This window comes from Microbacterium sp. T3-8, from assembly GCF_055398145.1.
In genome coordinates this window covers 2,142,433-2,155,066 of the sequence record NZ_AP027918.1, presented here as the reverse complement: position 1 = coordinate 2,155,066, position 12,634 = coordinate 2,142,433, and the positions used below count along the sequence as shown (strand labels likewise).

Genomic DNA, 12,634 nt, shown 5'->3' with positions numbered 1-12,634 from the left:
GTGAAGCTCGCAGTGCTCTCCCGTGCGCCCCAGGCGTACTCCACCCAGCGCCTCCGTGCCGCCGCGCTCCAGCGCGGGCACAACGTCAAGGTGCTGAACACGTTGCGCTTCGCGATCGACCTCACCGCGGACGAACCCGACCTGCACTATCGGGGGCGTCAGCTCAGCGATTACGACGCGATCCTGCCCCGCATCGGCAACTCGATCACGTACTTCGGCACCGCCGTGGTGCGGCAGTTCGAGCAGATGGACGTCTACACGCCGAACACCGCCAACGGAATCTCGAGCGCCCGTGACAAGCTGCGCGCGAACCAGATCCTGTCGCGGCACAACATCGCCATGCCGCCCACCGCCTTCGTGCGCAACCGCGCCGACGTGCGCCCGGCCATCGAGCGCGTCGGCGGGGCTCCCGTCGTCATCAAGCTCCTGGAGGGCACGCAGGGGATCGGCGTGATCCTCGCCCCGCAGGTCAAGGTGGCGGAGGCGATCATCGAGACGCTGCACTCCACGAAGCAGAACGTGCTGATCCAGAAGTTCATCGCCGAGAGCCGGGGCCGCGACATCCGCGCGCTCGTCGTCGGCGATCGCGTCGTCGCGGCGATGCGACGTTCGGCGGCCGGCGACGAGTTCCGATCGAACGTGCACCGCGGCGGATCGGTCGAGGCGGTCGAGCTCGATCCGGTGTACGAGCGCGCCGCCGTCCGGTCTGCTCAGATCATGGGCCTGCGGGTCGCCGGCGTCGACATGCTCGAGGGTGATGACGGCCCTCTCGTGATGGAGGTGAACTCCTCGCCGGGTCTTCAGGGCATCGAGACGGCGACCAAGCTCGACGTCGCGGGAGCGATCATCGACTACATCGCCGGCCAGGTCGCGTTCCCCGAGATCGATGTGCGTCAGCGTCTCACGGTCTCGACCGGGTACGGCGTCGCCGAGCTCATGGTGCACGGTGCCGTCGACCTCGTGGGCAAGACGCTCGGCGAGGCGGGTCTGTGGGAGCGCGACATCACGGTGCTGACGCTGCACCGCGGGGTGACGGTGATCCCCAACCCGCGCAAGCACGTCGTGCTCGAGGCCGATGACCGGCTGTTCTGCTTCGGGAAGCTCGACGAGATGCGCTCGATGGTGCCCGAGCGTCGCCGCCGGCGCGCCAAGGTGCGGCGCCTGCCTCGCCAGCCCCTCTCGGAGTGAGAGAAGCGCGGCCGTCCCCCGAGGGGAACGGCCGCGCTTCGTCTTTCTTCGGCTGTCGGCGCTCAGCGCGGACGCTGGGCGCGCACCTTGGTCGGGTCGATCCCCTTCGGAATCGGCAGCGACGACAGCGACTGCGACACCGACTCGATGCGGCGGATGACGGCGGCCATCGTGGCCTTGTCGATCGCCTTCGGGATCTTCTTGATCGTCTTGGCGAGGTCGGAGATCGCGACCTCGTCATCGCCGTGTCCGACGTAGAGCACCGTGACGGGCACGCCGTTGGCGACGCGCTGGGCCTTGCTGCGCTCCTCGTTGATCAGACGGGTGAGGCGTCCGCGCGCGCCCTCGCCGACGACGACGATGCCGCCGCGGCCGACCGCGCGGTAGACGGCCTCCTGGGTCTTGGGGTTGATGCCGACCGGGGTGTCGGATGCCTGCCAGCGGCGTCCGAGGCTGGTGCTGATGACGTGGCCGGTGGCGCCGGGCATGCCGTCGATCTTCGTGTACATCGCCGAGGTCGACAGGCGCGTCATGAGGAACATCGCGGCGAGGACGCCGAGCATGAGTCCGGTGATGCCCCAGAGCAGAAGAGTCCACCACTGCAGCGGGGGGATCAGGTACCCGACGACGAGTCCGATGAGGATGCCGCCGATGAGGATCGCGAGCTGCGCCCAGGGCAGCCAGGGGTACGCCTCCTTGGTGAACCTGAAGAGGGACTTGATCTGGGAGAAGAACCCAGGACGCTTCTCGGGTTCGGGAGTCTTTGCCATAGGGACAAGCCTACCGAGTCCCCGGTGCCGCTGATGCCGTCGTTCGCGCCGAGCGGAGCGCGATCGTCAGGGCGTCGACCGCTCCTGCACAGAGCACGGATCGTGCGGATCCATCCCCATCAGCCCGTTTCCCGCTGTCGTGCCCCTGGCAGTGCGCTGTCATGGGGACATGACAGATGACGCAGCCGGCACCCCGACGCCACCGCTCGTGCCGGATGCGCACCGGGTCGTCCGCTCGCTCGACGCGGCGGAGACTCCGTTCGGCGGACTGCTCGTCACCCGTGGGGAGGGCGTGGCGGTGCAGGTGGATGCCGGGGCGCTGGCGGGATGGGCCGGCTGGGCTTTCGCCGGCGCCGAGCACGTCGCCGCACCGCTCGACGTCGTGCGGCGTCGCGACGGGCACGACGTGCTGCTGCCGTGGTGCACGGAGAGGGTGACGAGCCTTCTCGCTCGTCGACACGTCGTCGACGAGCATCTGTCGCTGGGGGAGTGCAGCACGCTCGTGGCGAGCGTGCTGCGGGGGATCGACGAACTCGGGGAGCCGGGGGCACGCGAGAGCGGCACCTGGTGGGTCACCGGGGAGGGACGCCCCGTGTTCGTCGTCGGGGAGGGGGAGGCCGCGTGCGCGGGCGCGGCGCGTGTGGTCGAGCTCGTCGCGGAGGGGTGCCGCGACAGGGGAATGGGGCGCGTCCTCGCCCAGGTGCAGATGGGGCTGCATCTGGGTGAGGCGCAGCCACGCGTACCACAACGTCGGATCGAGGAGTGGGAGGAGGCTCTCCTGCAGATCGCGTCACCGCGCCCGTTGCGGTGCGACGTGCTCACGCCCGAGCGCGCGCGAGACGTCGCCCGAGCGGCGAACGCCCGTCCGAGCGAGCGGCAGGCACTGGGGCGCCGAGGAATCGCGTGGACCGGATCGGTGGAGTCGCGTCGGGCGAGAAGGGCGGAGCGGCCCAGCCTCGTCGGTGAGGCGCTCGGAGCGCTCCGGGGGAGCGTCGCGGAGGCGGTGCGGCGCGTCGCTCGTGCGCTACCGGATCGGGACCCGCAGTCCTTGGCCGGACGCTCGGCCTCTCCGTCAGCGAGTGGCACACGGAATCGAACCGACGAGCGGGTCGGGCCCCGCTCACGTCGTCGGAGCCTTCTGATCGCCGCTGCGGCGGCGGTCGCGGTGCTGGCGGGCGGCCTGCTGTGGCCCGGCGGCGAGTCGGGGGAGGCTGCCGAAGGGCACGGCGCTCCGTCTCGGACGGCGCCCGAGAGCGCGACGGCCACGGAGCCGGCGACCGCAGACGAGACGGCGGGGTCTCCGAGCCCGACGCCGGCGGCCGAGGATCTCGGAACGACTACCCCCGCGTCCGACGAGACGGCGGTTACGGCGGCTGCATCGCTGCTCATCGGAGCAGCCTCCTGCGCCGAAGCCGGGGCCTCATCGTGTCCGGACGTGATCGCCGAGGGATCGACGGTCGATGTCGTGGAGCTGGGCGAGATCGCCGGCACCGAACCCGCCATCTCTCCCGTCGACGAGTACGGTGACGTCGCGGTGATCCGTGCGGAGTCTCCGGCGGCACCGCGCATTCTCGTCCTCGTGCGGATGAACGAGAAATGGCTGGTCCGCGACGTGTACGACGTCGCGGACCAGCCATCATGAGGCGTCGGTCGTCAGGCTCCGAGCTGAGCGGCGAACTGCGCCGACTCGAGGCGAGCCTTCACCGCACCGAGGAAGCGGGCTGCGTCCGCGCCATCGATGATGCGGTGGTCGTACGAGAGCGCGAGGTACACGTACGAGCGGATCGCGATCGCGTCCGAACCGCCGACCTTGACCAGGCCGGGGCGCTTGACGACCGTTCCCGTTCCGAGGATCGCCGACTGCGGCAGGAAGACGACGGGGGTGTCGAAGAGCGCGCCGCGCGAACCGGTGTTCGTCAGCGTGAACGTGCCGCCGGCGAGCTCGTCGGGCTTCAGCTTGTTGTCGCGCGTGCGGGCGGCGAGATCGGCGATCTCGTGCGCGATCTCCGCGATGTTCTTCGACGCGGCGTCGCGCAGAACCGGGGTCAACAGGCCACGCTCGGTGTCGACGGCGATCGAGAGGTTCTCGGTCGCCGGGTACACGATCTGGTCGCCGTCGACCGTGGAGTTCACGATCGGGAAGGCGCGCAGCGCCTCAGCGGCGGCCAGGGCGAAGAACGGCAGGAACGAGAGCTTGTCACCGGTCTTCTGCAGGAACGACGCCTTCACGCTGTCGCGGTAATCCGCGAGAGCCGTGACGTCGACCTCCACGACGGTGGTCAGCTGCGCCGTCTGCTGCATCGAGGCGACAGCGCGCTCCGCCAGCACCTTGCGCAGGCGCGACATGGGCTGGGTCGTGCCGCGCAGCGGCGACACCTCCAGAGGAGCGGGTGCGGCGGGAGCCGCGGCGGCCGGAGCGGAGCCGACCGACTCGGCGGCCTTCAGCACGTCTTCCTTGCGGATACGTCCGCCGACGCCGGTGCCGGTCACGGAGGCGAGGTCGACACCCTGCTGCGAAGCCAGGCGGCGCACCAGCGGGGTGACGTACAGGTTGTCGTTCTCGGCGGCCGGAGCCGGGGCCGCAGCCGGTGCCGGAGCGGCCGCCGGTGCCGGAGCGGCAGCAGGTGCCGGAGCGGCAGCAGGTGCCGGAGCGGCAGCAGGTGCCGGAGCGGCAGCAGGTGCCGGAGCGGCAGCAGGTGCGGGGGCAGCGGCCGGTGCCGGTGCAGCCGCGGGCGCCGGGGCGGCGGCCTCGGGTGCGGGAGCGGCGGCCTCGGGTGCGGCCGGCGCAGCGGTGGGAGCGGCGCCCGATCCGATGCGGGCGAGCACGGCACCGACAGAGATCGTCTCGTCCTCTGCGGCGAGGATCTCCTGCAGAACACCGGCGACGGGCGACGGGATCTCGGTGTCGACCTTGTCGGTCGAGATCTCGAGAAGGGCCTCATCGACGGCGACCTCGTCGCCGACCTGCTTCAGCCAGCGGGTGACGGTGCCTTCGGTCACGCTCTCGCCGAGTTCGGGCAGGACGATGTCCTTGGCGTCGCCGGCCGGAGCAGCGGCGGCGGGAGCGGCCTCTGCGGCCGGAGCGGCCTCCGCGGCAGGAGCGGGCTCTGCGGCGGGAGCGGCGGCCTCGGCCGGAGCGGCCTCGGCAGCGGGAGCTGCGGCTTCGGGGGCGTCGTCCGCCGGTGCGGACGCGCTGCCGTCGCCGATGCGGGCGAGCAGGGCGCCGACCTCGACGGTCTCGTCCTCGGCGACCAGAATCTCCTCGATCACGCCGGTGACCGGCGAGGGGATCTCGGTGTCGACCTTGTCGGTCGAGATCTCGAGCAGGCCCTCGTCCGCCTGCACAGTGTCACCCACCTGCTTGAGCCAGCGGGTGACCGTACCCTCTGTAACGCTCTCTCCGAGCGGGGGGAGGATAACGGATGTGCTCATGACGGAGTCTCCTTCAGAAAGTTGTTCAAACGCTTGTCTAGCTTAGTGACCCTGGGCACCGGTTGGTGTTCAGAGGGCGTGCAGGGGTTTGCCCGCGAGGGCGAGGAAGGCTTCTCCGAGCGCTTCGCTCTGCGTCGGATGCGCGTGGATGAGGGGAGCGATGTCCTCGGGGTGGGCCTCCCACGCGACGGCCAGCTGGCCCTCGGTGATCAGCTCGCCGACGCGATCTCCCAGCAGGTGCACGCCGAGGACGGGCCCGTCCTTTCGGCGCACGACCTTGACCAGGCCGCCGGTGCCGATGATCTCGCTCTTGCCGTTGCCGGCGAGGTTGTACTCGTACGAGACGATCCCATCCGCACCGTGCTCGGCGATCGCGGCCTCCTCCGTCACGCCCACCGAGGCGACCTCGGGGCTGGAGTAGGTGACCTTGGGGATCTGGCTGTCGGGAACGTTCACGGGTGACAGGCCTGCGATCCGCTCCGCGACCGCGATTCCCTGCTGGAATCCGCGGTGCGCGAGCTGCAGGCCCGGCACGATGTCGCCGACGGCCCACACCCCCGGAACGCCGGTGCGCAGGTCGTGGTCGACGGTGACGAATCCGCGGTCGAGCACCACACCGGCTTCTTCGAAGCCGAGATCGGCGGTCACCGGGCCGCGGCCGACCGCGACGAGCAGGTAATCCGCGGTGAACTCCTTGCCGTCCTCGAGGGTCACGGTCACGGAGGCGTCGTCCTGGGTCGCGGTCTGGAAGCGGATGCCGAGCGAGTACTGGATCCCGCGGCGCCGGAACGCACGCTCGAGACCCTTGCTCATCGCGATGTCCTCGTTCGGGACGAGATGGGGCAGAGCTTCGATGATGGTCACGTCGGCGCCGAACGAGCGCCACACGCTCGCGAACTCGACGCCGATGACGCCACCGCCGAGGATGAGAACGCTCTTCGGAACCTCATCGAGGGCGAGTGCGTGCTCGCTCGTGAGGATGCGCCCGCCGATCTCGAGCCCGGGGAGCGTGCGGCTGTACGAGCCCGTCGCGAGAACGACGTCAGCGCCGACGTAGACATCGTCCCCGACGCTCACGCTGCGATCGGCGTTCAGCCGCCCCGTGCCCGCCACGGTCGTGATGCCCCGGGCCTTGACGAGGCCTTCGAGGCCCTTGAACTTCTTCGCGACGATGCCTTCACGGTAGGCGCGGACGCCCGCGGTGTCGATTCCGTCGAACGACGCCGTCACACCGACTGCGGCCGCGTCACGCACGTGCTCCGCAACCTCGGCGGCGTGCAGCAGCGCCTTGGTCGGGATGCATCCGCGGTGCAGGCAGGTGCCGCCGACCTTGTCCTTCTCGATCAGGGCGACGGACTTGCCGAGCTCGCTCGCGCGCAGCGCGGCCGCATAGCCGCCGCTGCCGCCGCCCAGGACCACGATGTCGAAGGTGTGCGTCGTCATGTCAGGCCTCCTGTGCCGATGCGGCCGCGAAGGCGACGATCGACCGGACCATCGCCCCGGTCGGGCCCTTCTCGGTGAATCCGAACGGCGCGCTGCCGTTCTCGCCGGAACCGGCGATGTCGAGGTGCACCCAGGGGATGCGCGGAGCGTCCGCATCGTCGGAGACGCGTCCGACGAATCGACGGAGGAACAGCCCCGCGAACGAGGCGCCCGCCGCGCGGTCGCTCATGTTCGCATTGATGAGATCGGCGATGGGCGAGTCGAGGGAATCCTCCATGTAGTCCGGCAGCGGCATCCGCCAGGCCGGCTCGTCGACGGACGCGGCCGCCGCGAGGAATCGGGTCACGGCGTCGTCGTCGCCCATGACGCCGGTGTGGCGGTGCCCGAGAGCCATGACGATCGCACCGGTGAGGGTGGCGACGTCGATGATCACGTCGGGGTTCTCCCGGCTCGCGGCGACGAGCCCGTCGGCCATGACCAGGCGTCCCTCGGCGTCCGTGTTGAGCACCTCGACCGTGGTGCCGTCGAGCATCCGCAGCACGTCACCGGGGCGCGTCGCCCGGCCGGAGGGCATATTGTCGGCGATGCAGAGCCACGCGGTGACCCGCACGGGGAGCTCCAGCGTCGCGATCGCGCGGAGCGCCGCGAGGCTGGTAGCGGCACCCGCCATGTCGAACTTCATCCCGACCATCGATGCCGCGGGCTTCAGCGAGAGGCCGCCCGTGTCGAAGGTGATGCCCTTGCCGACCAGGGCGATGTGCTGCGTCGCGCCGGCGGGGGAGTAGTCGAGGCGCACGAGGCGCGGCGGGCGGTCGGACCCCTGTCCGACGCCCAGGATGCCGCCGTAGCCCTGCTCCGTCAGAGCCGACTCGTCGAGGATCTCGACGGTGACGTCGAGGTCGGCGACGCTGTCGACCGCGCTCTGGGCGAGATCGGCCGGGCTCTGCCACTCGGCCGGGACGTTCACGAGATCCTTGACCAGCGCCACGGCATCGCCCGTGGCCTGGATCCGGGCGACCGACGCGTCGTCGAGCGCACCGTGCAGGACGACGGCGGAGGCCCGGACGGCGGGCTTCTTGGAGCGGTAGCCGTCGAAGCGGTGGCCGCCCAGAACGGCGCCTTCCGCCGCCGCCTCGGCGTACTCCTCCAGGCCGGGTGCCAGCGCCAGCGAGACCGTTTCGAACCCGGTCAGCGAACGCAGGGCGGCGCCCGCGGCGTTCCGCACGGCTTCGGCCGACGGGGTGGCTCCGATGCCGACCACGGCGAACGGCAGGCTCGTCACCTCGGGGGCGTGCACCCGTACGAAGGCGGACGCCGAACCGGTGAAGCCCACCGCCGCGAGGGCCTCGGCGAGTCCGGGATACGACTCGAGCGACGTCGCCGCATCGGCGAGATCGGGCACGATGAGCACTGCGGCATCAGCAGCGCTTCCGGGGAACTGATCGGGGGTGTGCGAGAGCACGGGAAGCGTCATGTCCTCCATCCTAGGCAAGCTGCAGGCGGCGCGGGCGCGGACGGGCGGGGGTGTGTTCGCTCTCAGCAAGACCCCGCCAGCCCCTGCGCGCCGCCGTGCTCGTAGCATGGAGGAATGCCCTTCTCCGGTGAGATCCACGAACGAGTCGCGAACGCTCCGGCGGTGCCGCCCGGACTTCCGCTGGTCATGCTGCTGACCGGCTTCACCGATGCGGGCAACGCCGTCTCCGGACTCATCGAGCACCTCCGCGAGACCGCCGACCCGCAGCCCGTCGTGGTGTTCGACAACGACGTGCTGCTCGACTACCGCGCCCGCCGTCCGGTGATCTCGTTCGATCAGGATCACCTGACGCAGTTCCGCCCCGCCAAGCTCGAGCTCTCCCTCGCGACCGACGCCCTCGGGCAGCCGTTCCTGCTGCTCGCCGGATACGAGCCCGACTTCGCATGGAACGCCTTCGCCCGCACGGTGCTCGACCTCGCCACAGAGTTCGAGGTCTCCGGACTGAACTGGGTGCACTCGATCGCGATGCCGGTACCGCACACGCGCCCGATCGGAACCACCGTCAGCGGCAACCGTCGAGACCTCAGCGTCGTGCACTCGGTGTGGCGCCCGCGCACCCAGGTGCCGGCGACGGCCGGCCACCTCCTGGAGTTCCGTTTCGCGGAGCGCGGCGATCGCGCCGTCGGGTTCGTGCTGCTCGTGCCGCACTACCTCGCCGAGACCGAGAACCCGAACGCCGTGATCGCGGCGGCCGAGAAGCTCATGGCGTCGACCGGGCTCGTGCTCATGCTCGACGAGATCCAGGAACGCCGCGAGGACTACCTCGCCAAGATCGACGAGCAGGTGATCGGCAACGAGGAACTGCAGCAGATGGTGCACAACCTCGAGCGTCGCTACGACGCCTACATGGCCGGCCGCAACCCCGAGGACGGCAGCTACGACGAGGGCGGCTTCAACGAGCGCGACCTCCCCAGCGCCGACGAGCTCGCCGCCGAACTCGAGCGCTACCTCGCCTCTCGGCCGTCGGGAGACGACGACAAGTCGGGGCGCGGGTGACGTTCGACGCGACGATCTCGGCGCGAATGCACCCGCATCCTTCTGCGTGTGCGATACTGGGTGTCTGACCCGTTGTCAATCGTTCCTTCCGGGGAGCGGACTTGACAAGGGTCTTACTAGTGTCCGAAATGTCCCGGAGGGGCTCTGCCGCTCCGTGAAAGGCGAAACGTGACTCCTGCCACGACCAACAAATCCCGGACGAAGAAGACTGCCGACGACGCCGACCTCGACGTGAAGGCCGAGGTCGAAGAGAAGGCTGCTCCGAAGACCGCCGCCAAGCGCGCGGCCGCGAAGCGCGCTCCGGTCAAGAAGAAGAAGGCGGACGACGTCGTCGAAGAAGACGAGGCCCCCACCGCCGCGAACGACGATGCCTCGGGCGACGACGAGGACGACGACGACAGCAAGCCGAAGTTCACCGAGCCGCTGCCGACCGGCGCGATCGTCATCTCGTCGAACGACGACGAGGACGTCCCGGTCTACTCGACGCAGATCACCGGTGCGACGGCCGACCCTGTCAAGGATTACCTCAAGCAGATCGGAAAGGTCGCGCTGCTGAACGCGGCCGAAGAGGTCGAGCTCGCGATGCGCATCGAGGCGGGTCTCTTCGCCGAAGAGAAGCTGTCGGCGATGACCGCTGCCGAGAAGACGAGCCAGCTCGGACTCGACCTGCAGTGGGTCGCCCGCGACGGTCAGCGCGCGAAGAGCCACTTGCTCGGCGCCAACCTCCGTCTCGTCGTCTCGCTCGCCAAGCGCTACACCGGCCGCGGCATGCAGTTCCTGGATCTCATCCAAGAGGGCAACCTGGGTCTCATCCGCGCGGTCGAGAAGTTCGACTACACCAAGGGCTTCAAGTTCTCGACGTACGCCACCTGGTGGATCCGTCAGGCGATCACCCGTGCCATGGCCGACCAGGCCCGCACCATCCGCATCCCGGTGCACATGGTCGAGGTCATCAACAAGCTCGCCCGCGTCCAGCGCCAGATGCTGCAGGATCTCGGACGCGAACCCACCCCCGAAGAGCTCAGCCGCGAACTCGACATGACGCCCGAGAAGGTCGTCGAGGTGCAGAAGTACGGGCGCGAGCCCATCTCGCTGCACACCCCGCTGGGTGAAGACGGCGACAGCGAGTTCGGTGACCTCATCGAGGACACCGAGGCCGTGGTCCCCGCCGACGCGGTGGGCTTCACGATGCTGCAGCGTCAGCTGGAGCAGCTGCTCGACTCGCTGTCCGAGCGTGAGGCGGGTGTCATCCGCATGCGCTTCGGCCTCGGCGACGGTCAGCCCAAGACGCTCGACCAGATCGGCGACACCTTCGGCGTGACGCGTGAGCGCATCCGTCAGATCGAGTCCAAGACGATGGCGAAGCTGCGCCACCCGAGCCGCTCGCAGTCGCTGCGGGACTACCTCGAGTGATGCAGGCGAACGAGGGCAAGGCGCTCGAGACCAGCGTCGACGGGAAGACGTTCGCGCGCATTCCGCTGCACACGCGCGTCGTGATGCCGGACGACGACATCGATCAGGTCATCACGGAGTACGCGGCGTCCGCCGTGCAGCCGGGTGATCTGCTCTTCGTCACCGAGAAGATCGTGGCGATCACGCAGGGGCGCTCGTACCGCCTCGACGAGATCCAGCCGCGCAAGCTCGCACTCTTCCTGTCGAAGTACGTCACCCGCACCCCCTACGGGATCGGACTCGGCATGCCGGAGACGATGGAGATGGCACTGCGCGAATGCGGAACCCCGCGCATCCTCTTCGCCGCCGCGGTGTCCGCAGTGACGAAGGCGTTCGGCCGACGCGGTGACTTCTACCGCATCGCCGGCGACAAGGCGCGCGCGATCGACGGCCCCACCAAGCACACGATCCCGCCCTACAACCAGGCGGTCGTGCTCGGGCCGAAGAACCCGCGAGAGGTCGCTGCACGCCTCAAGACGCTGCTGGGCGGCACGGCGGAGGTCGCCGTCGTCGACATCAACGACATCGGCGGGAACATCCTCGGATCGACCCTCGACAAGGACGGCGAACGTCGGCTCGTCAAGATCCTCGGCGACAACCCGCTCGGCCAGGGCCTGGAGTCCACTCCGTTGGGCATCGTCCGCGAGATCTGACCGGTCGCGAGAACGACACGGAAAGGGCCCCGGATGCTTCGGCATCCGGGGCCCTTTCGTCTGCGTCTCAGAAGCCGATGACCTCGCGGTAGCGCGGCTTGTGTCCGGTGCGGATGCCGGTGACGCTCGGCTTGTTCTCGTACACGCCGGCACCCCAGTTGCCCTCGACGAGCACGGGGCCGTCGGGGGAGACGACGATGTCCCAGCCCACGTACTGCACCTGCGGGACGACGCGCGCGACCTGATCGATGAAGGCGCGCACCTCGTCCATGTAGGGGAGCTGGAAGTCGGCGATCCGGAAGCCCGAGTCGGGGTGCGTCTCGTGCACATGGCCGTGCGAGTCGTAGCCGGCGCCCACGGCGTGGCCGTTCTCGTCGAGCATCGTGTAGAAGCCGCCGAAGGTCATCTGGTCGCTGACCGCCCCGCGGCCGAACTTCTGCGCCATCGCGAGGATGTGCGCCTTCTCGCCGTCGAAGAACGCCGTGATCCGCGTGGTGTTGACGGTGCCGGGGCAGACCGCGGCGAGGGCGTCGTGCTGGCGGATGACCTCTTCGATGAGGAGTTCGCCCCTGTTGAGGAGTCCGCGGTGGAACTCGTCCCAGTCCTCGATGTCGGCCGCGTGGTAGCGGTGCACACCGGTGCCGGCCTGGCCGACCGGCTCCTTGGTGACGATCGTGCCGAGACGCTGCGTGAGTTCGCGCACGGCGTCGGCGTTGCCCTCCTCGACCACCAGCCACTCCCGGTGCAGGTGGGCGGAGAAGTGCTTGTCGAACTCGACCTTGTCCTGGAAGATCCATCGGAAGTCCGGGTGGTCGTAGCGCTGCGAGAGCTGGTTGGAGACGGGGTGGGTCATGTACGTCTCGCGCTCCGCGCGGGTCAGCATCGCGAAGTCGTAGTCGATGTAGTCCTGGAACCCGACGTTGTGCCGTGCTGCCGACCAGAGCATGTCGACGACGATCGCGGGCACGGCCTTGTGGTGCTGCTCCGACGCCTCTTTCGCGCGTTCGACGACCGATCCGACGTCGATGCGTCGTGCGCGTCCGATCAGGTAGCGGATGCGGGGCGCGAGGGAAAGACGTGACATGTGACTCCGAAGGTGAGAGGGGGTTCTCCCCAGTCTACGGTGGGCACCGATCGTCTCCTGGGAGACACCGATAGGCTGGAAA

10 protein-coding genes are annotated in these 12,634 nt (G+C 69.4%); 5 read left to right on the top strand and 5 right to left on the bottom strand.

The genetic code is table 11. The features are described from left to right. Positions 1 to 1,188 carry a RimK family alpha-L-glutamate ligase gene (locus tag ACZ5Y9_RS10240; RefSeq protein WP_247622353.1) on the top strand — a complete coding sequence of 396 codons (1,188 nt, stop codon included), beginning with the start codon at positions 1 to 3 and terminating at the stop codon, positions 1,186 to 1,188. A 62-nt stretch (positions 1,189 to 1,250) separates the two neighbouring features. Here the strand turns inward: ACZ5Y9_RS10240 and ACZ5Y9_RS10235 are convergent, their stop codons facing one another. After that, a complete protein-coding gene (locus ACZ5Y9_RS10235) occupies positions 1,251 to 1,958 on the bottom strand; it encodes a DUF4191 family protein (protein ID WP_247622354.1) in 708 nt (235 codons plus the stop codon). A 169-nt stretch (positions 1,959 to 2,127) separates the two neighbouring features. Between ACZ5Y9_RS10235 and ACZ5Y9_RS10230 the strand changes: the two genes are divergently transcribed. Continuing rightward, positions 2,128 to 3,600: a hypothetical protein gene (locus ACZ5Y9_RS10230; protein ID WP_464471270.1), complete on the top strand. Its 1,473-nt coding sequence runs from the start codon at positions 2,128 to 2,130 to the stop codon at positions 3,598 to 3,600. 11 nt (positions 3,601 to 3,611) lie between these two features. On the opposite strand, the gene sucB is transcribed toward ACZ5Y9_RS10230, so the two are convergent. The 3 genes from sucB to ACZ5Y9_RS10215 all read right to left on the bottom strand — a co-directional run bounded on the left by sucB (position 3,612) and on the right by ACZ5Y9_RS10215 (position 8,307). Beyond that, complete coding sequence (gene sucB / locus ACZ5Y9_RS10225; RefSeq protein ID WP_464471269.1) at positions 3,612 to 5,390, bottom strand: 2-oxoglutarate dehydrogenase, E2 component, dihydrolipoamide succinyltransferase; 1,779 nt, start codon at positions 5,388 to 5,390, stop codon at positions 3,612 to 3,614. Positions 5,391 to 5,459: 69 nt separating this feature from the next. Then, entirely contained in the window at positions 5,460 to 6,833 is a 1,374-nt protein-coding gene (gene lpdA / locus ACZ5Y9_RS10220) for a dihydrolipoyl dehydrogenase (RefSeq protein ID WP_404596330.1), read from the bottom strand. Position 6,834: 1 nt separating this feature from the next. Beyond that, positions 6,835 to 8,307, bottom strand: coding sequence for a leucyl aminopeptidase (locus tag ACZ5Y9_RS10215; RefSeq protein WP_464471268.1), 1,473 nt, complete (start codon positions 8,305 to 8,307; stop codon positions 6,835 to 6,837). Positions 8,308 to 8,421: 114 nt separating this feature from the next. Between ACZ5Y9_RS10215 and ACZ5Y9_RS10210 the strand changes: the two genes are divergently transcribed. The 3 genes from ACZ5Y9_RS10210 (at position 8,422) to ACZ5Y9_RS10200 (ending at position 11,468) form a co-directional block, all read left to right on the top strand. Further along, the gene (locus ACZ5Y9_RS10210; RefSeq protein WP_247622359.1) at positions 8,422 to 9,363 is read left to right on the top strand and encodes a proteasome assembly chaperone family protein; all 942 of its coding nucleotides are present in this window, start codon (positions 8,422 to 8,424) and stop codon (positions 9,361 to 9,363) included. Between the two features lie 168 nt (positions 9,364 to 9,531). Next, positions 9,532 to 10,776, top strand: a complete 1,245-nt coding sequence (locus ACZ5Y9_RS10205) for an RNA polymerase sigma factor (protein ID WP_404596332.1) — start codon at positions 9,532 to 9,534, stop codon at positions 10,774 to 10,776. Continuing rightward, positions 10,776 to 11,468 (top strand): coenzyme F420-0:L-glutamate ligase, encoded by a 693-nt coding sequence (locus tag ACZ5Y9_RS10200; RefSeq protein ID WP_464471267.1) that lies wholly within the window; start codon positions 10,776 to 10,778, stop codon positions 11,466 to 11,468. Before ACZ5Y9_RS10205 ends, ACZ5Y9_RS10200 begins: the two co-directional genes overlap by 1 nt. 67 nt (positions 11,469 to 11,535) lie before the next feature. Here ACZ5Y9_RS10200 and ACZ5Y9_RS10195 read toward each other — a convergent pair whose 3' ends face one another. Then, positions 11,536 to 12,552 carry a sugar-transfer associated ATP-grasp domain-containing protein gene (locus ACZ5Y9_RS10195; RefSeq protein ID WP_247622362.1) on the bottom strand — a complete coding sequence of 339 codons (1,017 nt, stop codon included), beginning with the start codon at positions 12,550 to 12,552 and terminating at the stop codon, positions 11,536 to 11,538. Between the last annotated feature and the right edge of the window lie 82 nt (positions 12,553 to 12,634).